This window comes from Pectobacterium punjabense, from assembly GCF_012427845.1.
Lineage (GTDB): Bacteria > Pseudomonadota > Gammaproteobacteria > Enterobacterales > Enterobacteriaceae > Pectobacterium > Pectobacterium punjabense.
On sequence record NZ_CP038498.1, the window covers coordinates 3,317,630 to 3,338,082 of the forward strand.

The 20,453-nt window shown below is 51.1% G+C and carries 16 protein-coding genes; 12 read left to right on the forward strand and 4 right to left on the reverse strand.

From position 1 onward, the window contains the following. The first annotated feature begins 142 nt into the window (after window positions 1-142). The 3 genes from mgtE (at window position 143) to E2566_RS15125 (ending at window position 2,518) form a co-directional block, all read left to right on the forward strand. The gene (gene mgtE, locus E2566_RS15115) at window positions 143-1,621 is read left to right on the forward strand and encodes a magnesium transporter (RefSeq protein ID WP_107170872.1); all 1,479 of its coding nucleotides are present in this window, start codon (window positions 143-145) and stop codon (window positions 1,619-1,621) included. Between the two features lie 114 nt (window positions 1,622-1,735). Continuing rightward, window positions 1,736-1,918, forward strand: a complete 183-nt coding sequence (locus E2566_RS15120; protein WP_039515475.1) for a type II toxin-antitoxin system HicA family toxin — start codon at window positions 1,736-1,738, stop codon at window positions 1,916-1,918. A 162-nt stretch (window positions 1,919-2,080) separates the two neighbouring features. Then, entirely contained in the window at window positions 2,081-2,518 is a 438-nt protein-coding gene (locus tag E2566_RS15125) for a type II toxin-antitoxin system HicB family antitoxin (RefSeq protein ID WP_039497653.1), read from the forward strand. A 41-nt stretch (window positions 2,519-2,559) separates the two neighbouring features. Here E2566_RS15125 and galK read toward each other — a convergent pair whose 3' ends face one another. Beyond that, window positions 2,560-3,723 (reverse strand): galactokinase, encoded by a 1,164-nt coding sequence (galK, locus tag E2566_RS15130; protein ID WP_107170873.1) that lies wholly within the window; start codon window positions 3,721-3,723, stop codon window positions 2,560-2,562. A 9-nt stretch (window positions 3,724-3,732) separates the two neighbouring features. Next, entirely contained in the window at window positions 3,733-4,773 is a 1,041-nt protein-coding gene (gene galT / locus E2566_RS15135; RefSeq protein WP_107170874.1) for a galactose-1-phosphate uridylyltransferase, read from the reverse strand. A gap of 465 nt (window positions 4,774-5,238) precedes the next feature. On the opposite strand from galT, the gene galR reads away from it, so the two are divergent. Further along, the gene (gene galR, locus E2566_RS15140) at window positions 5,239-6,249 is read left to right on the forward strand and encodes an HTH-type transcriptional regulator GalR (RefSeq protein WP_107170875.1); all 1,011 of its coding nucleotides are present in this window, start codon (window positions 5,239-5,241) and stop codon (window positions 6,247-6,249) included. Between the two features lie 443 nt (window positions 6,250-6,692). Continuing rightward, window positions 6,693-8,000 carry a maltoporin gene (locus tag E2566_RS15145; RefSeq protein WP_107170876.1) on the forward strand — a complete coding sequence of 436 codons (1,308 nt, stop codon included), beginning with the start codon at window positions 6,693-6,695 and terminating at the stop codon, window positions 7,998-8,000. 504 nt (window positions 8,001-8,504) lie between these two features. Here E2566_RS15145 and E2566_RS15150 read toward each other — a convergent pair. Further along, the gene (locus E2566_RS15150) at window positions 8,505-9,587 is read right to left on the reverse strand and encodes an ABC transporter ATP-binding protein (RefSeq protein WP_107170877.1); all 1,083 of its coding nucleotides are present in this window, start codon (window positions 9,585-9,587) and stop codon (window positions 8,505-8,507) included. Window positions 9,588-10,079: 492 nt separating this feature from the next. On the opposite strand from E2566_RS15150, the gene E2566_RS15155 reads away from it, so the two are divergent. The 6 genes from E2566_RS15155 (at window position 10,080) to E2566_RS15180 (ending at window position 17,428) form a co-directional block, all read left to right on the forward strand. Beyond that, window positions 10,080-11,312 (forward strand): extracellular solute-binding protein, encoded by a 1,233-nt coding sequence (locus E2566_RS15155; RefSeq protein WP_107170878.1) that lies wholly within the window; start codon window positions 10,080-10,082, stop codon window positions 11,310-11,312. Window positions 11,313-11,400: 88 nt separating this feature from the next. Then, window positions 11,401-12,717 carry a carbohydrate ABC transporter permease gene (locus E2566_RS15160; protein ID WP_107170879.1) on the forward strand — a complete coding sequence of 439 codons (1,317 nt, stop codon included), beginning with the start codon at window positions 11,401-11,403 and terminating at the stop codon, window positions 12,715-12,717. A 12-nt stretch (window positions 12,718-12,729) separates the two neighbouring features. Continuing rightward, window positions 12,730-13,578 (forward strand): sugar ABC transporter permease, encoded by an 849-nt coding sequence (locus E2566_RS15165; protein WP_107170880.1) that lies wholly within the window; start codon window positions 12,730-12,732, stop codon window positions 13,576-13,578. 35 nt (window positions 13,579-13,613) lie between these two features. Continuing rightward, complete coding sequence (locus E2566_RS15170; protein ID WP_107170881.1) at window positions 13,614-14,831, forward strand: glycoside hydrolase family 53 protein; 1,218 nt, start codon at window positions 13,614-13,616, stop codon at window positions 14,829-14,831. 40 nt (window positions 14,832-14,871) lie between these two features. Then, window positions 14,872-16,932: a beta-galactosidase gene (locus tag E2566_RS15175; RefSeq protein ID WP_107170882.1), complete on the forward strand. Its 2,061-nt coding sequence runs from the start codon at window positions 14,872-14,874 to the stop codon at window positions 16,930-16,932. A gap of 154 nt (window positions 16,933-17,086) precedes the next feature. After that, the gene (locus tag E2566_RS15180; protein WP_011094702.1) at window positions 17,087-17,428 is read left to right on the forward strand and encodes a PTS sugar transporter subunit IIB; all 342 of its coding nucleotides are present in this window, start codon (window positions 17,087-17,089) and stop codon (window positions 17,426-17,428) included. A gap of 426 nt (window positions 17,429-17,854) precedes the next feature. Here E2566_RS15180 and E2566_RS15185 read toward each other — a convergent pair whose 3' ends face one another. Then, a complete protein-coding gene (locus E2566_RS15185) occupies window positions 17,855-18,820 on the reverse strand; it encodes an aldo/keto reductase (RefSeq protein WP_107170883.1) in 966 nt (321 codons plus the stop codon). Between the two features lie 263 nt (window positions 18,821-19,083). On the opposite strand from E2566_RS15185, the gene E2566_RS15190 reads away from it, so the two are divergent. Further along, on the forward strand, window positions 19,084-20,274 hold the full coding sequence (locus E2566_RS15190; RefSeq protein WP_107170895.1) for a NupC/NupG family nucleoside CNT transporter: 1,191 nt from the start codon (window positions 19,084-19,086) through the stop codon (window positions 20,272-20,274). The last annotated feature ends 179 nt before the right edge of the window (window positions 20,275-20,453 follow it).

Below are 20,453 nucleotides of genomic sequence, written 5' to 3' on the forward strand. Positions count from 1 at the left end.
AAAAAACATCCTGAAAAACACGTTTGCCCAGTATTAGCTCGTTTTTCAGACTGCGATTCGCCAGTAATCCTATTCTTAATCTACTGATTTTGCGCTACGTTTAATAAAACATGGATAAAAAACAGACCGAGCATAAAACATTATGTCGAGTGTAAAAAAACTTACCGACCTCCGGCGTCGCATCTCCCTTCTGCTATTAGAAAATAAAGAGCTGGTTGAAGACATCATCAATCGGCAATCCCCTATCACAGAACATGACGAAACCACGTTAAGCGACAAAACGGTAGTAAGTAACAAAATCAAGCTACGTGAAAAAAGTCTTCTGCTCGATCAAACCGCAGAAATTAGCGAACTGATCGTCGATCTCCATGCTGCTGACCTGGCCGATTTGCTGGAATCGTTACCACAGGATGAACGCCTGGCGCTCTGGCGGCTTATCCCCATAGCGAAACGCGGCCACGTTTTAATTGAGGCCTCAGACAGTATTTCCGACGATCTGATCGGTGATATGCAGGATAAGGAAATTCTAAGGGCAGTTCGGGTACTGGATGTGGATGAACAGGCGCAATTATCTCGCCTTGTCCCCCGCCATTTGCTGGGTCGAATACTCACCTCACTTGAGCCGAAGCAGCGTGCGCAGCTACGGGCTGCCATCAACTATGATGAAGACTGCCTCGGCCACATGATGGATTTCAAACTCATCACCATACGCGCCGACGTCACGCTCGCAGCCGTACAACGCTATCTGCGCTACCGCAAAACCATTCCTGAATCTACCGATAAGCTGTTCGTGACCGATCGCAAAAACACGCTGATCGGTGAGCTATCGCTGGCGAGTATCCTGCTCCATTCGCCTCATGCTTTGGTGACTGACGTGATGGATGCTCAGCCGCTGAGATTTCAGCCCGAAGATAAAGTCGAAGAGGCCGCTGGCGCTTTTGAGCGTTATAACTTAATTTCTAGCGCCGTCGTGGACAGCAAAGGCAAGCTAATGGGACGCCTGACGATTGAAGATATCGTCGATGTCGTAAACCGGGAAAGTGATAGTAACCTGCGGCGTTCTGGGGGGTTAACACCTTCTGAAGATGTCTACGCGCCCGTCTATAAGTCGTTCCGCAATCGCTGGGCATGGCTGGCTATCAACCTTTGCACGGCGCTCATTGCCTCGCGGGTCATTGGTCTATTTGAGCACACATTATCGCATCTGGTGGCGCTAGCGACACTCATGCCGATTGTTGCCGGCATCGGCGGAAATACCGGTAACCAGACAATCACCATGATTGTACGCGCACTGGCGTTGCATCAGCTTGAGCACGGTAAAAAATCGTATTTACTGCTCAAAGAATTAGGCGTTGCGCTGGTAAACGGGGTGATATGGGGCACGATCATGGGCGTAGTGACCTTCCTGCTCTATGGCAGCCCTGCTATGGGTGGCGTGATGATGCTGGCAATCCTGCTGAATTTACTGCTCGCCGCGCTGATGGGTGTCGCGATTCCGCTGGTTATGATGAAACTTGGACGCGACCCGGCCATCGGTTCCAGCGTGATGATTACGGCAATCACCGACACTGGCGGCTTCTTTATCTTCCTTGGATTAGCAACGCTGTTTCTGCTGCCTTGATAAAAGACAAAAAGCAACATTAATGATTTATTTTTAATCATATAAGTTGTTATTTAATACAAATAAGTTAATGTATCTATAGAATAAAAACTGAGCAAAATGGCGGGATGCCAAATGAAATACTCTGAATTCAGGCGCTGGCTTCTACAACAAGGAGCAGAATTGACTAAAGCATCAGGAGGTGGGAGCCACCTTAAAGTTAAATTAAACGGAAAGGCATCCGTTCTGCCTTTTCATGGCGCAAAAGAAATACCTGAGCCTCTTCGTAAGAAAATCATGAAAGATTTGGGATTATGATACTTAAGGCTTACCAGCCAATTTAGCTATCTCATAGACCAAAATTTCTGTAAATTCAGCGAATTGGTTAGAAGAACCACTAATCTGATTACGTCGACCACTATAATCTATGTCAGTGTGATTCTCGTTACATAGGGGGAAACCCCATTTAGAGGTAAAAGTATGTTCAACTATCCCGTAAAACTGGAACTCGACGAAGCGACCGGACAATACGTGGTTTCCTGCCGCGATTTGCCATTAATGAATTCAGTTGGTGACTCCGTTGACTCAGCCCTTCTGGAATCTGTTGACGGAATTGTTACCGCCATAGCCATCGAAATTGAAGAACGCCGCCCTGTTCCTTACGCTAGCGCGCCAATAGCAGGAGAGCACGTTGTCACGATCCCAGTATTAGTGACGATGAAGGCTGCATTACATAATGCAATGATTGAAACAGGAACGCGTAAAGCTGAACTTGCCAGACGGTTAGGCCAAAAAGGTCCGCAAATTGATCGCCTTTTGGACGTTGAACATTCATCAAAAGTCGAAACGATAGAGTTAGCTCTGCGCCAGCTTAACCGTGACGTTAATGTTTCTATTTCCACACAAGCTCGACAATAAACTGAAAAGGTGAGGTTCCCCTCACCTTTCCCAGCCTGAACTTAACTCAAACGACCCGCACCGTCGGATGCCTGGCACAGATAGATTGACGGCTGCAGCCCGGTGCGCGCCGGATATTCACGTTCGATCACCTGTTTGACTTCATCCGTCAGCGCCGAAGGGATAAGGGCAACAATACAGCCACCGAAACCGCCACCGGTCATGCGTACGCCGCCCCGCTCACCGACATAATCCTGAATCAACGTGACCAACGTATCGATCGGCGGTACGGTAATTTCAAAATCGTCACGCATTGAGACATGTGATTCTGCCATCAGTGTAAACAAGCGGTGAGCATCCTGACGCGCCAGCGCATCGGCGGCTTCCAACGTGCGGCGATTCTCGGTAATGACGTGCCGCGCGCGACGTACCGCCACCGGGTCCAGCCCCTCGATTCCCGACTCAAACTGTGACAGAGATACATCACGCAGCGCTTTAACGTTAAAGTGACGCGCTGCCGCTTCACACTGCTGGCGGCGCGTGTTGTATTCACTGTCCACCAGCCCACGGCGCACATTGGAATTCACGATCAGCACATCGACACCGTCGAGCATACGCACAGAGCGCCCTTCCAGAGAGCGGCAGTCGATCAACATCGCCTGACCTACACGCCCCTGAGCGGAAATGAACTGATCCATAATACCGCAGCTACAGCCGACAAAATGGTTTTCCGCCTGCTGACCGTTTAACGCCACATCCAACTGGCTGATATCCAGATTATTCAATTCCTTGAACGTCTGCCCGATTACCACTTCCAGCGAAGCCGAAGAACTCAGCCCGGCACCGGAAGGCACATTCCCAGAGACCACCATATCCATGCCGCTAAGCGGCAGGCCACGCGCCAGCAAAAACTTCACCGTTCCGCGAATATAGTTGGCCCAAAGATATTCCGGGTGAGGCACTATTTCTTTAGCAAGATCAAATTCATCCTGCTGATTGTCATAGTCCACCGCCACCACCCGCACGATGCCATCCTGACGTACCGCCGCGCTGACAACCGTCTGGTAATCGATAGCGCAAGGCAAAACAAAACCGTCGTTATAATCGGTATGCTCACCAATCAGGTTAACCCGGCCAGGTGCCTGAATAGCAGCGTGCGGCGCATAGCCAAATAATCGGACAAAAACAGACTCAGTTAACTGACGTAGAGAATCAATACGGCTCATAAAATGACCTCAAATTTGCTCACTAAAATGGATATCGCTCACACTGCGTAAGCGTTCAGCGGCCTGTTCTGCCGTCAGATCACGCTGTGCTTCAGCCAGCATTTCATAGCCAACCATAAATTTTCGCACGCTGGCGGAACGTAATAACGGGGGATAAAAATGGGCATGCAGTTGCCAGTGCTGGATGTCGTTACCCTTAAACGGTGCGCCATGCCACCCCATCGAATAGGGGAATGAACACTGAAACAGATTGTCGTAACGGCTGGTCAGTTTTTTCAGTATCAATGCCAAATCGTCACGCTGAATGTCATTGAGCTGTGGCAATCGCTGCACGGCAAACTTGGGCAGTACCAGCGTTTCAAACGGCCACGACGCCCAGTAAGGGACAACGGCTAACCAGTGCTCGGTTTCCACCACAATGCGTGAACCGTCAGACTGCTCTCGCTGAACGTAGTCCAGTAATAATGGCGAGCCATGGCGAGTAAAATAGTCATGCTGCTGTTCATCCTCACGCAGCACTTCGTTGGGTAAAAAATCATTAGCCCAAACTTGCCCGTGTGGGTGCGGATTAGAACACCCCATCATCGTGCCTTTGTTCTCAAACACCTGCACCCACGGATAGCGCTTGCCCAGTTCCTCGGTTTGATCGCTCCACGTATCGATCACGGCTTTCAGTGCTGGCAGCGAAAGCTGTGGCAGGCTTTTACTGTGATCGGGAGAAAAACAGATCACACGGCTTACCCCACGGGCTTGCTGCACGCGGAACAACTCGTCGTCCCCCGAGGGAGCCTCCGGCGTGTCTTCCATCAGTGCCGAAAAGTCATTGGTAAAAACAAAGGTGCTCTGGTAGTGCGGATTGATATCGCCCGTAATACGTTTATTGCCCGCACACAGATAGCAGGTCGGATCGTAAGGCGGCGGCGTGGCACGGTCGGGTTCATCCTGCTGGCCTTGCCAAGGGCGCTTGGCACGGTGTGGAGAAACCAAAATCCACTCACCTTTAAGTGGGTTAAAACGACGATGCGGATGTTCAGTTGGCTCAAACTGCATAAGCTACTCCTCAATACAAAATACGAATTCAGTACAGCAGTGGTAGCCATCCGCAGCCAATTGTAGGGCGCTAACAGCCAGTCAGCAGTCTGGAAAAAGCGTTTAAAAAGACAGTAAACCTAACCAGAAAATCCCGTTAATGTAATCAGTTTCACCCTAAGCTATGGATAAAATAGCTGTAATAATGCTGAATACAGATAGACTGCTATCGTTTAGCCACCGCATAGGTGTAATCGGTTACCCTAAATTTAAACCTCAGGATGGTATTTTGGAAGAGAGAAATAGTCGATGATTGTTGATAGCGATCACATAAGTACGGTCTGGATCAAAAAGGAAAGCAGGTCGGGTAGGTAACATCCCCCAAAAACCTGTACATTTATCAATATAAGTAATCGATTTTTTCTTTTAACTTGTGCGTTAGGCTGCGGTCCGCCTCACCACGCATTTGACCGTTCAGGAATGCCAATGGCCACAATAAAGGATGTTGCTCGTCTATCAGGTGTATCAGTCGCTACGGTTTCGCGCGTCATCAATAATTCGCCCAAAGCCAGTACGGCCTCAAGGGAAGCCGTACACAAGGCGATGGCGGAGCTGCAATACCACCCGAATGCCAATGCCAGAGCGCTTGCACACCAAAGTGCAGAGACAATGGGGCTGGTCGTTGCGGATGTGTCCGATCCCTTTTTCGGGACAATGGTCAAATCTGTCGAACAAATAGCACAGGCAACCGGCAACTTCCTGCTAATTGGGAACGGCTACCACAATGCCGAACAGGAAAAGAAAGCCATTGAACAGCTGATTCGCCACCGCTGTGCAGGGCTGATCGTGCATGCAAAAATGCTTTCAGATGAGGAACTGGCGGCGCTGATGAGCCATATTCCTGATATGGTGCTCATTAACCGCACCTTACCAGGTTATGAACACCGCTGCGTTGCGCTCGACGATCGCTATGGTTCTTGGCTGGCAACACGCCATTTGATTCAGGAAGGCCATCAGAAGATCGGTTTTCTTTGTTCCAACCACCAAATTTCCGACTCCACCGACCGCCTACAAGGCTATATGGATGCACTGCAAGAGCACGGCATCGCACGGGATGAGCGCCTCATTGCCCGCGCCTCACCGGACGAAGTGGGCGGCGAGTCAGCCATGACGGAACTATTAAGTCGTGGTGGTAATATGACAGCGGTGGTGTGCTACAACGACTCCATGGCAGCTGGCGCCCTTTCCGTCCTGAGTGATAACAGCATCAGTGTACCGCAGGATATGTCGGTGGTCGGGTTTGATGACGTATTGATCGCTCGTTACCTCCGCCCTCGCCTGACCACCGTGCACTATCCGGTTTCCGCCATGGCCATTCAGGCGGCAGAATTGGCTATCGCGTTATCCCACGGTAAACAGCTCAGCGAAACGACGAATATGTTTAGCCCGACGCTGGTACGCCGCCATTCTGTTAGCCCCCCAGCCCGTAAGAAGTAACCGCTATCGCACTGTTTGCCTGATGTGGTACTCGTTTACATCAGGCAAACAGTGACATTATTCCCCTTCCGCACTCACACATCTTGTTCTTTATTTCTCTTACGCAGACGCCTTTCACTCTTTTCCAGAAACATTTCCGATTCTGACATAAAAAAATTTTATGCTGCATTTGAGGCTAAAAAACAAAACGTGTAACCAGTTACACCTAATTACACAGCAAATAACATCATCTATAACCTGATAAATCGCCTAAAGTCAGCCTGTGCCATCGTTAAATCAGTGTAAATTTTGGTGTAACTATTTTGTATTTTGTGAGAACAATCATGTCACGCGTTATTTTATTCCCCCATAATCCTTCGCCATGAGTGGAAACGTTTTACCTCCGTTCACGTCATGTTATTTGGAACATCCACATCCTTACCCGAATAAGCGAAAGGTATATTATGAAAAGAAAACTGCTGACGACATCCATTGCCCTGAGTCTGGCAATGCTAGCAACCCCTTCTTATTCTGTTGATTTTTCAGGGTACTTCCGTTCTGGCGTGGGGGCTTCAAACCACGGAAAACAACAGGCGGCCGATAAAAGCTATGTAGGAAGATTAGGTAACGAAGATGACACCTACGGCGAAATCCAATTAGGGCAGCAGCTGTATAACGAAAATGGGAAAACGTTTTACTTCGACAGTATGATTTCCATGTTCTCTAATGGCTCGAACGACAATGAAACCACAAAAAATGACGACGCCGAGTTTGGCCTGCGCCAGTTGAACCTTCAGGCGAAGGGCTTTGTTCCTGGTCTGCCAGATGCCACCGTCTGGGCAGGGAAACGTTATTATCAGCGTCATGATTTGCACATCATCGATACCAAATACTGGAATATCTCCGGTGCGGGTGCCGGGATCGAAAACATCAAAGCGGGTGAAGGTGCGTTCTCATTTGCCTGGATTCGTGCTGATGCAGAGAACATGAACATCGATTGTGGTAATAGCTTGAACAGTCAGGAATGTCAAAGCAGAACAGACACCTACGACGATCTGAATATCAACTATCTGGACGCACGCTATGCGGGCTGGAAGCCGTGGGACGGTGCCTGGACAGAATTCGGTATCTCCTACGCGATGCCAAATGAAGCGGATACCCAGAAAAACATCTTCCTCGCAGAAGGACAGAAATTCGATCCTAAAAACTCGATGATGATCACGGGCGAGCTCAGCCACTATTTCTCTGGCCTCAAATCTAACCAGAAACTGGTGCTGCAATATGCCGACAAAGGGCTGGCACATAACATGGTCGATCAGGGCGGCGGCTGGTATGACGTCTGGAGCATCAACGACAGCGCCAAAGGCTATCGCGTCATTCAGGCAGGTGACCTGCCAATCACCGATCATATTTCCCTTAGCCACGTGTTGACCTACGGTAAAGCGGATGAAATCAGCCGCTGGCGCGACAGCACAGAGTTATTGTCTGCAGTAGGACGCGGCCAATATGCCTGGACCAAGAACCAGAAAACCTATCTGGAAGTGGGTGCATATCAGAAAAAAGACAGCTGGAAAGCGGGTACAGAAACCAAATACAGTGGTGAAAAATACACGCTGGCACACGCCTTCAGTGCCGATATTCCCATGCTGACACGCCCGGAACTGCGCTTCTTCGTGTCTTACCAAAACCGTGGAAATGAAAACCGCAACACCTTCAACGACGATCGCAGCAATGCAGTGAACTTCGGTATTCAAGCGGAAGCCTGGTGGTAATACGTCTCTAACCCTCAACCCGACGGGCTCATCATTCCCGTCGGTATTTCCCAAAAGGCTTTCTTCGGAGAGCCTTTTTCCATTGCGAGTAACACTCACTATCCAATTTTCACTGCATCATGTGCGGTAGTACGAAAGTTTCGTGCGTGTTAACTACCACTCCAATCTGTAATTTCACCACACGCCCGACAAGGCGCGCTCAATCGCCGCAGCGCCTTGACCACTGGCTTTTCGGCGCTAATTACGTCGCTACGCGATACCTTCGGCGTTCGTGACCGCTATTCGGGCCGTCAGTGACGCGTTCCAGACGCGGCACTGCCTTTCGCGGCGTCCATGCCGCTCACCCGGCGGTCACGTCCACCTCAGCGCAATTTTTTACGCCTGGAACACACAGAACAGCGGCATATTTCACAATAGAGGATTTATAAATGGCAGAACCAACGCCCGCTAAGGGCGCTGTTTATGTTTAGTAGGGATTTTGACTATTTAAATTCAGCGACTTAACTACGCACTGATACGCAAGCCATCGGCGTTGAACACCAGACAGTTAGCAGGAGAGAAGAACACCTCAATATGTTCATACGGCTTGAAGGCGCTGTCGCCTGCCAGCAGCAGCTTGAAGTTATCAATCCCGCAGCATTGGCCGAACAGATAGGTGCTATTGCCTAAACGCTCGACGACCTCACAGCCGAATGACAGCCGAATCCCCTCGCCTTCCGGTGAAACGTGTTCTGGCCGTAGCCCCAGCGTAATCGTGCTCCCAGCGCTCAGCTCACTGGTGCGAACCGGCAGTTCAAGCTGTAGCTGCTCGGCGGCATTGACCGTCAGGCTATCCGGCGTCCAGTCGATGACCTGCGCAGGCAGGAAATTCATTTTTGGCGAGCCGATAAAACCCGCGACAAACTGGTTAACCGGATGATAGTAAAGCTCCATCGGCGATCCAACCTGTTCAACTTTTCCGTAATTCATTACTACGATTTTGTCAGCCAGCGTCATGGCTTCGACCTGATCGTGCGTTACGTAGATCATGGTCGTTTTCAATTCCTGATGCAGCTTGGCAATATGCAACCGCATATCCACGCGCAACTCCGCATCAAGGTTCGACAGCGGTTCATCAAACAGGAACACTTTCGGATTACGTACGATCGCACGCCCTATCGCCACACGCTGACGCTGGCCGCCTGACAACTCTTTCGGCTTGCGCTCCAGCAGGTGAGACAATTGCAGCGTCTTCGCCACCATCTCAATCTGGTGCTTAATCTGGTCTTTCGGGACACCATTAACACGCAGGCCGTAGCCCATATTCTCAGCGACGGTCATGTGCGGGTATAGCGCATAGGATTGGAACACCATGGCAACGCCACGATGCGCGGGGGCAACATCATTCACTATCGCATTATCAATCATGATTTCACCGCCTGTGACATCTTCCAGTCCGGCAATCATTCTTAGCAACGTCGACTTACCGCAGCCAGACGGCCCAACAAAAACGGCGAACTCTCCATCTGCAATCGTCAGATTCACATCGTGAAGCGTAATCGTTTTGCCAAAATGCTTACTAACTTTATCCAACTGGATCGACGCCATAACGGTAACCTCTTGATAATTTTGCTTTTCAGGATATAAGCGCTGAGTCACAACGGCCCAGTGGTCGTCTACTCAAAATGGCTCGGCAGCCCTTCCAGACGTATCAGCATCCGGCCAGGCTGACCTGCACGCTGGTCATAATCGCAATATAACAGCATGGTGTAACCGTTTGCACAAACAGGGGGTTACTTTTGTGCATAAGATCACAGCCTTTACATGTTTCACTGGCAGACGTGGCGCACTCTGCTTAATGTAATCGCCACTGGTGTAACCGTTACCCTACTTTGTGGAAAACGCACAATAAAGCGTCAAGCGCCACACAGCGACGATCACCACACAACGCGTACGGTTAGATGTCTCATTCCCTGCTGTGTACTGCCGTGTGATGTAACGTTACACCAACATCGCACAGGGACGACAAAAACGGCGAAAGCGGAAAGTACGTGACGATTTCCTACCATGATTGGCCCACCAGGGCTTTGAGGACTAATGATGAAAATGAAAACGCTGACTACCGTCATCATGATTTCACTGGGTATCACTGGCGTGCTCAGCAAATCAGCGCTGGCAGCCGACAAAGAACTTCTGGTATGGGAAGATATCAAGAAATCAGACGGCATTGCCGATGCGATAAAAGCCTTTGAAAAACAAAACAATGTAAAAATCAAAGTGCTGGAAACACCTTACGCTCAACAGATTGAGAAACTCCGTCTGGATGGCCCTGCGGGGATCGGCCCAGATGTGATAGTGATGCCACACGATCAGGTTGGCACCGCTGTGGTTCAGGGATTAATTAGCGAATTGACGTTGGATCAGACATTCCTGTCGAGTTTCACCAAACCCGCACTGGAAGCACAAACCTACAACGGTAAGCTGTATGGCGTGCCGAAAGCGGTTGAAACCACCGTACTGGTGTACAACAAAGATCTGATGCCACAGCCGCCGGAAAAATTCGACGACCTGTTCGCCTTCTCCAAACAGCAACGTGCCGAAGGTCGCTATGGTTTGTTGGCGAAATTTGATGAGATTTATTACGCCTATGGCGTCATCGCCGGGATGGGCGGCTACATCTTCGGCCAAAACAGCAACGGTTCACCGAATGTCAAAGACCTCGGTCTGGATAAACAAGCCACCATCGATGCCGTCAACTACATCAAGAAATTCTACGCTGATGGCCTGTTCCCGCCGGGCATCGTCGGTGAAACCGGCGCTAACGCCATCGACTCCCTGTTTACCGAGAAAAAAGCCGCTGCCGTGATTACCGGTCCGTGGGCGTTTCAACCGTACAAAAACGCGGGCGTAAACTATGGCGTAGCACCACTGCCGCTGTTGCCAAACGGTGAACACCCGCGTTCACTGCTGGGCGTAAAAGGCTACAGCATCTCCACCTACTCCAAGAACAAAGAGCTGGCACAGAAATTCATTGAGTTCATCAATCAGCCGGAATACGCCAAAGTTCGCTTCCAGTTGACCGGTGAAATCCCACCGATTGCCGCACTGGTTGACGATCCACTGATTAAAGATGACGAAAAATCTCGTGCTGTCGCGATCCAGTCTGGTTATGCCGTCCCTATGCCGAGCGTACCGGAAATGCAGGAAGTCTGGACGCCAGCCAACAGCGCGCTGCAATTGAGCGTGACGGGCAAGCAGGACACCAAAGCGGCGCTGGAATCCGCCGTGAAGGTAATAAAAATGCAGATCGAAGCTAACCACAGTAACCAGTAAACCACTGCTCCACCGTGGGTCAACATGGGTTCCCCCTGTTTATCCCCACTAAATATCGGGATGCGGGGATACCCATGTTTTTAAGAAAATGGAGGTAGATGTGACCGTCAACGCCAGCGGCCTTACGCCACAAGAAAGAGGACATCGCCACGCCAGAACAGCGGTATTGCTGGCGCTCGTCCCCGGACTCGGACAGATTTATAATCGCCAGTTCGTCAAAGGCGCGCTTTTCTCTATCGTCATGGTTTGCTTCATCGGCATATTCCATGATTTCCTGCAAAATGGCGCTTGGGGGCTTATCACGCTGGGCACCGAGTTGCCACGCGATCACTCTATTTTTCTTCTGGCAAAAGGCATTATCAGTGTGATCGTCGCCGCCTTTGGCGTCGGCGTCTACTATTGCAGCCTGCGTGATGCCTACGTGTGCGGAGCCAGACGTGATAAAGGCCTGCCGTTGAACAGCGTGAAGAAGCAATATCAGATGCTGTTGAGCGAAGGCTTCCCTTATCTGATGATCACACCGGGCTTTATTCTGCTGGTCTTTGTCGTGGTTTTCCCGATTATTTTCGGCTTCTCCATTGCCTTTACCAACTACAACCTCTATCACACGCCGCCCGCCAAGCTGGTCGACTGGGTGGGGATGACGAATTTCATCAATATCTTCCGGCTTGACCTCTGGCGGTCCACATTCTTTGACGTGCTGCAATGGACGGTAATTTGGACGCTGATTGCGACCACACTTCAGTGCGCTGTGGGTATCCTGCTGGCGATTTTGGTGAACCAAAAAGGACTACGTTTTAAACCGCTGATTCGCACCATCCTGATCCTGCCGTGGGCAGTACCGGGTTTCGTCACCATTCTGGTCTTCGCGGGGATGTTTAACGAAACGTTTGGTGTAATCAATAACGGCATTCTGGCCGCGCTGGGGATTGAGCCTAAAGCGTGGATGACCGATCCGTTCTGGACCAAGACCGCGCTGATTCTGATGCAAACCTGGTTAGGCTTTCCGTTTGTGTTCGCCATGACCACCGGCGTATTGCAGGCTATTCCTGATGATTTGTACGAAGCCGCGACCATTGACGGAGCCAGCAGTTGGTACAAGCTGACCACCATCACGCTGCCGCTGGTACTCTACTCCATTGCGCCGATCATCATCACGCAGTACACGTTCAACTTTAATAATTTCAACATCATCTATCTGTTCAACAACGGTGGACCGGCGGTAATCGGCTCCAACGCGGGCGGGACGGATATTCTGGTGTCCTGGATTTATAAGCTGACCATGTCTTCTTCCCAATATGCGATCGCAGCCAGCATCACCATTTTGCTGTCGATCTTTGTCGTGGGAATCGCGCTGTGGCAGTTCCGTGCCACCAATTCCTTCAAACAAGACAACATGGCATAGGAAAGCGCGCAGATGAAAAAACATAGCGTTAAACGCCAAAATTTTATCAAACTTGGCCTGACCTACCTGCTGCTGACGATTGTGGCCATCATCATTATTTACCCGCTGATCTGGACGGTTGGTGCATCGTTAAATCCCGGCAGCAGCCTGCTCAACACCTCAATCATCCCGGATAACTTCTCCTTCATTCACTATGAGGAGCTGTTCAACGGCCAGATTGACTATGCCGCCTGGTACTGGAACTCGATGAAAATCAGCTTCCTAACTATGGTTCTGACGCTCATCAGCGTCAGTTTCACCGCGTATTCCTTCTCGCGCTTCCGCTTTCGCGGCCGTCAGAACGGGCTGATGCTGTTTCTGCTGTTGCAGATGATTCCGCAGTTCTCTGCCCTGATCGCCATCTTCGTACTGGCGCAGATGCTGGGGCTGGTGAACAGCCATATCGCCCTCGTACTGGTTTACGTCGGCGGTATGATCCCGATGAATACCTATCTGATGAAAGGCTATCTGGATGCCATTCCGAAAGATCTGGATGAGTCCGCGCGTATGGACGGTGCAGGCAACTTCCGCATCTTTATTGAGATCATTATGCCGCTGTCCAAGCCAATCATCGCGGTCATTGCCCTGTTCTCGTTCACTGGCCCGCTGGGTGATTTCATTCTCTCCAGCACCATTCTGCGCACACCGGATCAATACACGCTACCTATCGGGCTGTACAACCTGGTCGCACAGAAAATGGGCGCTAGCTACACCACCTACGCCGCCGGAGCCGTGCTGATCGCGGTGCCGGTCGCCATTCTTTATCTTTCATTGCAAAAATACTTTGTCTCCGGCCTGACGTCTGGCGGAACCAAAGGATAATTACTCAACATCTGTACCTATTCCAGGAACGTAAAATGAAAATGAAAAAACGCGTACTGATGGCCGCCATGTTGGCAACTGGCCTGTTGACCTTCTCCCTGCCGCAAACCCTGTATGCCGCAGAAAATGTGACGATCAATAAGTTGACGAATGTCCCTGCCGATTTCATTAAAGGCGCGGATATCTCCATGCTGAACGAGGTGGAAAAGCACGGCGGAAAATTTTATGACGAGCATGGCAAACAGAAAGACGCCATGCTGATCCTGAAAGAAAACGGCATTAACTATATCCGTCTACGCATCTGGAACGATCCGAAAGATGCTGCGGGCAACGGCTATGGCGGCGGCAACAACGATCTGGCCACCACGCTGGCGCTGGCTAAACGCGCCAAAGCGAACAGTATGAAAGTGCTGCTGGATTTTCACTACAGCGATTTCTGGACCGATCCGGCTCACCAAAACAAGCCTAAAGCGTGGTCAGGCCTCAACGTGGAACAGCTCACCACTGCCGTACATGACTACACCAAAGCCACGATTAGCGAATTTCAAAAAGCGGGCGTCATGCCGGATATGGTGCAGATCGGTAACGAACTGAACGGCGGGATGCTGTGGCCAGAAGGAAAAAGCTGGGGCCAGGGTGGCGGCGAGTTCGATCGCCTCGCGGCGCTGCTGAAAGCCGGCATTCAGGGCGTGAAGGACGTACAAGGCGCGAATAACGTCAAAATCATGCTACATCTGGCAGAAGGCACCAAAAACGATACCTTTATCTGGTGGTTTGATGAAATCGTCAAACGCAATGTTCCATTCGATGTCATCGGTGCCTCATTCTACACCTACTGGAACGGCCCCATCAGCGCGTTGCAGTACAACATGAACGACGTCACCAAGCGCTACAATAAAGACATCATCGTGGTTGAAGCCGCCTATGCCTATACGCTGGAAAATTGCGATAACGCGGAAAATAGCTTCCAGCAGAAAGAGCTGGATGCGGGCGGCTATCCGGCTTCCGTTCAGGGTCAGGCCAATTACCTGCACGATCTGATGCAAAGCGTCATCAACGTGCCCAATCAGCGCGGCAAAGGCATCTTCTACTGGGAGCCAATCTGGCTGCCGACCCCCGGCGCAACCTGGGCCACGAAAGCGGGCATGAAATACAACAATGACGAATGGAAGGAAGGCAACGCACGGGAAAATCAGGCGCTGTTCGACTGCAAAGGCAACGTACTGCCTTCCATCAAAGTATTTAAGCCGTAAACCGTATTCAACACGTCGACAACCCGTTTAGGAGAGAACGATGTTCAAATTTCCCCCGCTAAGCAGCAAGGTGCCTGTTCTACTGCACGGCGCTGACTATAACCCTGACCAATGGCTGGATGACCCAGAGGTACTGGAAAAAGACATTGAGATGATGAAGCAAACTCAGTGCAACGTCATGTCAGTGGGGATTTTCAGCTGGTCCGGGCTTGAACCGGAAGAAGGTCGTTATGAATTTGGCTGGCTGGACGGCATCCTCGATACGTTGTATGCCAATGGGATCTTCGTTTTTCTGGCAACACCCAGCGGTGCCCGCCCGGCCTGGCTATCGCAGAAATACCCTGACGTGCTGCGCGTGGGCAGCAACCGCGTACGGGCGCTGCACGGCGGTCGCCACAACCATTGCCTAAGTTCGCCGAACTATCGCGAAAAAGTAAAACAAATGAACACCCAGTTGGCAAAACGCTACTCGCACCATCCTGCGGTGATCGGCTGGCATATTTCTAATGAATACGGCGGCGAGTGCCACTGCGATACCTGTCGCAGCACCTTCCAAAGCTGGCTGAAAGCACGCTACGGCACGATAGACGCGTTGAATAAAGCGTGGTGGAGCACCTTCTGGAGTCATACCTATACCGACTGGTCGCAGTTAGAACCGCCATCCCCCATCGGTGAAGTCTCTATCCACGGTCTGAATCTGGACTGGAAACGCTTTAACACCTCACAGGTCAGTGATTTCTGTGCGGCAGAAATCGCACCGCTCAAAGCCGAAAATCCGTCTCTGCCAACCACGACGAATTTCATGGAATACTTCTATGATTACGACTACTGGCAGTTAGCGAAGGTGATCGACTTCATCTCCTGGGACAGCTACCCGCTGTGGCATAACGCAGAAGATGACTGCACGCTGGGTGCCTACACCGCGATGTATCACGACCTGATGCGTACGCTAAAAGGCGGCAAGCCTTTCTACCTGATGGAGTCAACGCCGAGCCTGACCAACTGGCAGCCGATCAGCAAACTGAAAAAGCCGGGCATGCATATCCTGTCTTCACTTCAGGCTGTCGCACACGGGTCAGACTCCGTGCAGTATTTCCAGTGGCGTAAGAGCCGCGGTTCCGTCGAGAAGTTCCACGGTGCCGTCGTCGATCATGTCGGGCATATCAACACTCGCGTTGGGCGCGAAGTGCAGGAGTTGGGTGACATCCTCAACAAACTCGCCCCAGTGGCAGGCAGTCGGGTGGACGCCAAAGTCGCTATCATTTTCGACTGGGAAAGCCGCTGGGCAATGGATAACGCTCAAGGGCCGCGCAACGCAGGCCTGTTCTATGAAAAAACCGTCACCGATCACTATCGGACATTCTGGGAGCAAGGCGTGGCGGTGGACATCATCAACGCCGATGTCGACCTCAGCGGCTATCAGGTCGTCATTGCACCAATGCTTTACATGGTGCGCGATGGCTTTGCCGAACGTGTCGATGCCTTCGTCAAACAGGGCGGCCGCTTCGTCACTACCTACTGGTCTGGCGTCGTCAACGAAACCGATCTCTGTCACCAAAACGGCTTCCCTGGTCCGCTGCGTCCGATCATGGGGATCTGGGCGGAAGAAATCGACGGGCTGTACGATCATGAAAGCAACAGCATCAGCGGTCTGGACGGTAACGAGCAACGCCTGGTCGGCCCGTATCAGGTCACCCACCTGTGCGAGCTGATTCATCTGGAAGGCGCGCGGGCGCTGGCGACCTATGACAGCGACTTCTATGTCGGACGCCCGGCCGTTACGGTCAATGATTACGGCAAAGGACAGGCTTACTACATCGCATCGCGCAACGATCTCGCTTTCCAGCGGGATTTCTTCACCACGCTGATACAAACGCTGGATCTACCGCGCGCGCTGCCAATCGATCTGCCTTACGGCATTGTCGCTCATTGTCGTGATGACGGGGAAAGCGAGTTTATCTTCGTTCAGAATTACACGGCAACGCCGCAGCACATTACGCTGCCTGCCGCCTACGAAGAAATGACCACGGGTAGCACGCTTTCAGGGTCTATCGACCTGTCAGGCTACGGCTGCCGGATTCTACGCCGCGCATTACAGTAAAGATTCATGCTGGTCAGTTAAGTATCGCAATACCGATAGGGCACCGGTGATGAGCGTTTCGACGAAACCTCATCGCCGTGTGTCGCCTAACAGTAATGTCAGGTGAGCGGCATTATCATACGCACGCTGATAAACAAACGAAGAGGTGACTACGATGGGCAAGATTCACAATTTTCGGAAATTGTTCGCATCAATGTTGGGTAAGCAAATTACCGAAATTGAAATCGCTTCACCGTTAGACAAAGAGAATTTGCAGCAGTTGGTGAACGCCTTTGGCGGCAAAGAAAATATCGTCAGTCTGGATGCCTGCATCACCCGCCTGCGGGTTGAGGTTCACAGCCTGCGACTGGTCAACAGCGACAGCCTGCAAAAACTGGGGGCTATCGGCGTGATTATTGTCGGTCATCAGGTACAGGCCATCTTCGGCACCCAATCAGATAATCTGCGGCGCGAACTGGCGGCCTGGTTTGAGGATGATGGGGCGGAAGCACACTAAGAGTGTTACGACGCGCTCAACGGTTTTTGCCGTTATCCGGCGTAAAAAATTATGCAGAGGAGATATCTGACTTAGGGTGAGCCGCATGGACGCGGCGAAAGCTTGCGCCACGTCGGACAAAAACGTCAGAGACGTTTTTGAACAGCACTCGTGCTGGCCCGAAGGGCGAGCCCCATTTATGGGGCGAGTAAACGTGTCGCAAGCGGTCCTCTAAGCCTGATACCGACGAAGGCACCGCTTTAGCGGCATAATTCCCGCCAAAAAGCCGGGGTTCATAGGGGGCTGGCGTAGCCCCCTATGTCGGGCGCGTGCTACGACGTAGCATGAAAATGGCGGCATTATGGCGCACGAAACCATTTCCACATCCGCATGTAATTTCTACACCCGCATGTACGCATATAAAAGTGTGCCGAAGCTAGCCGCGTCCTAATAACGACTCGCCCGCTCCAGCAACTCAATATCTTCTGCCGACAGTACCAGCCGCGTCGCACCTGCGAGTTCAGCAACCTGTTCCAGCGATGTCGCACTAGCAATCGGGGCGGTAATACTTGGACGTGCGATCAGCCAGGCCAGCGCAACCTGCGATGGCGTCGTTTGATGCGCATTCGCCACGCTATCCAGTGCTTCCAAAATGGTGCGACCACGCTCGTTCAGGTATTTTTCCACTACGCCCTGCCCGCGCGCACTTTTCGACGCATCCTTCGGCTGACGATACTTGCCTGACAGAAACCCGCTGGCCAGCGAATAATAGCTAATAACGCCAACCCCTTGCTCACGCACCAGCGGTTCAAGCGCGGCCTCATACCCTTGCCGATCGTACAAATTGTATTCCGGTTGCAGGGTTTCATAGCGTGCCAGATGGTTGGCTTTGCTGACTTTCAGCGCTTCAGCCAGACGCGCAGCGCTGTAGTTGGACGCCCCAATCGCGCGTACCTTGCCCTCTTTAATCAGCGCATCAAACGCGGCCAGCGTTTCTTCCAGCGGCGTTTCCTTGTCGTCAGTATGTGCCTGATAGAGATCGATGTAGTCGGTTTGCAAGCGCTGTAATGAAGCCTCGACCGCCTGACGAATATAGCCAGCAGATAGCCCTTTCTTGCCATCACCCAAATCCATGCCGACTTTGGTGGCAATAATCACCTTGTCACGCTGGCCGCTTTTTTTCAGCCAGTTGCCGATGATCGTTTCAGATTCGCCACCTTGATTGCCGGGTGCCCAGCGTGAGTAAACATCGGCGGTATCAATGAAATTCAGCCGATGCGCCACGAGTGCATCCAGCAGACTAAATGACGTCGACCGATCGACCGTCCAACCAAAAACATTACCACCAAACGAAAAAGGCGGGACCACAATGCCTGAACGACCAAGCTCACGTGAGGTATCTGATACTGACATAATCACTCTCCTTTTGAATCATGCAGAAAACACCATAAAAATACTCGCCAACCTGCAACCCAAAGTAGGGCAATGCAGCTTTCTGTGTGCGATAAGAATAATGAATGAACAGAAAGACCCAAATAACGAGACGTAGCATTTAGTTTAGATAAAATCCGAAGGTATAATTGTTTTTTTGCGTTCTTCCTCTCATTTTTAGTGCACGCGTTACATAAAATGACGTGGAAAATTTGGCCTGCCTCATATTCGGAGCACACATGTCCTTGTCCCATATCGCGCAATTTGTTCTGGCGCTGGTTGTTGTTACGGCGCTGTCGCTACTCGTCTGCCGCGATCGTAAAAGCATTCGTATTCGTTTTATTATTCAGCTACTCGTCATCGAAATTCTGCTCGCCTATTTCTTCCTGTACTCAAACGTTGGGTTAGGTGTGGTCAAAGGGTTCGCAGCAGTCTTCGACAAATTACTCGGATTTGCAGGCCAGGGGACGGACTTCGTATTCGGTGACATGGTGAATAGTGAGAAGAACCTGATTTCCTTCTTCTTCAAAGTGCTCTGCCCTATCGTCTTCATTTCTGCGCTGATCGGTATTCTGCAATACATTAAAGTGCTGCCAATCATCATCCGCGCCATTGGTACAGTGTTGTCCAAAGTGAACGGTATGGGCAAACTGGAATCCTTTAACGCGGTCAGTTCACTGATTCTTGGTCAGTCCGAAAACTTCATTGCCTATAAAGATATTCTGGGCAAGATGTCCGAAAAACGCATGTACACCATGGCCGCTACCGCGATGTCCACCGTGTCGATGTCCATCGTCGGCGCGTATATGTCTATGCTGGATGCCAAATTCGTCGTTGCTGCGCTGATTCTGAACATGTTCAGTACCTTCATCGTGCTGTCACTGATTAACCCCTACAAAGTCGGTGAAGAGCCGGAATTGCAGTTGGGTAATCTGCATGAAAACCAGAGCTTCTTTGAAATGCTGGGCGAATACATTCTGGCAGGCTTCAAAGTTGCTGTGATCGTAGCGGCCATGCTGATCGGTTTCATTGCACTGATTGCCGCAGTCAACGCGATTTTCAGCGCCATTTTTGGTATCAGCTTCCAGGAAGTCCTTGGCTACGCGTTCTACCCATTCGCCTGGATCATGGGTATCCCGTCTCATGAAGCGCTTCAGGTTGGTAGTATCATGGCAACCAAACTGGTTTCTAACGAATTTGTCGCGATGCTGGAACTGCAAAAAGTGGCAGGCGAACTGTCTCCACGCAGCGTCGGCATCCTCTCTGTGTTCCTGGTGTCCTTCGCCAACTTCTCGTCTATCGGTATTATTGCAGGCGCGATTAAAGGCCTGAATGAGCAGCAAGGTAACGTGGTTTCCCGTTTCGGCCTGAAGCTGGTTTACGGTTCCACGCTGGTGAGCATCCTTTCCGCCTCTATCGCGGGTCTGGTGCTGTAACCCTTCATCACGTTATAAAATCCTTATCCCAGTCCGGCAGTCTTACACTGCCGGATTTTTTTCCTACAAACCCTGACACATCTTCCATATTTCCTTCATTTTTGTCCGGCATCCCCTGTTTAAACTAGTAAAATGCGGCCATTGGCTAATGTTGATCGCTTAAGCCTCATTTTAGGAGA

What these genes read in the sequence shown, in the direction of transcription:
- E2566_RS15125 (WP_039497653.1), top strand. Translation starts at nt 2,081, where the DNA reads ATGTTCAACTATCCCGTAAAACTGGAACTCGACGAAGCGACCGGACAA.
- E2566_RS15120 (WP_039515475.1), top strand. Translation starts at nt 1,736, where the DNA reads ATGAAATACTCTGAATTCAGGCGCTGGCTTCTACAACAAGGAGCAGAA.
- galK (WP_107170873.1), bottom strand. Translation starts at nt 3,723, where the DNA reads ATGAGCCGTATTGATTCTCTACGTCAGTTAACTGAGTCTGTTTTTGTC.
- E2566_RS15145 (WP_107170876.1), top strand. Translation starts at nt 6,693, where the DNA reads ATGAAAAGAAAACTGCTGACGACATCCATTGCCCTGAGTCTGGCAATG.
- E2566_RS15180 (WP_011094702.1), top strand. Translation starts at nt 17,087, where the DNA reads ATGGGCAAGATTCACAATTTTCGGAAATTGTTCGCATCAATGTTGGGT.
- galT (WP_107170874.1), bottom strand. Translation starts at nt 4,773, where the DNA reads ATGCAGTTTGAGCCAACTGAACATCCGCATCGTCGTTTTAACCCACTT.
- E2566_RS15150 (WP_107170877.1), bottom strand. Translation starts at nt 9,587, where the DNA reads ATGGCGTCGATCCAGTTGGATAAAGTTAGTAAGCATTTTGGCAAAACG.
- E2566_RS15175 (WP_107170882.1), top strand. Translation starts at nt 14,872, where the DNA reads ATGTTCAAATTTCCCCCGCTAAGCAGCAAGGTGCCTGTTCTACTGCAC.
- E2566_RS15165 (WP_107170880.1), top strand. Translation starts at nt 12,730, where the DNA reads ATGAAAAAACATAGCGTTAAACGCCAAAATTTTATCAAACTTGGCCTG.
- galR (WP_107170875.1), top strand. Translation starts at nt 5,239, where the DNA reads ATGGCCACAATAAAGGATGTTGCTCGTCTATCAGGTGTATCAGTCGCT.
- E2566_RS15160 (WP_107170879.1), top strand. Translation starts at nt 11,401, where the DNA reads ATGGAGGTAGATGTGACCGTCAACGCCAGCGGCCTTACGCCACAAGAA.
- E2566_RS15170 (WP_107170881.1), top strand. Translation starts at nt 13,614, where the DNA reads ATGAAAATGAAAAAACGCGTACTGATGGCCGCCATGTTGGCAACTGGC.
- E2566_RS15185 (WP_107170883.1), bottom strand. Translation starts at nt 18,820, where the DNA reads ATGTCAGTATCAGATACCTCACGTGAGCTTGGTCGTTCAGGCATTGTG.
- E2566_RS15155 (WP_107170878.1), top strand. Translation starts at nt 10,080, where the DNA reads ATGAAAATGAAAACGCTGACTACCGTCATCATGATTTCACTGGGTATC.
- mgtE (WP_107170872.1), top strand. Translation starts at nt 143, where the DNA reads ATGTCGAGTGTAAAAAAACTTACCGACCTCCGGCGTCGCATCTCCCTT.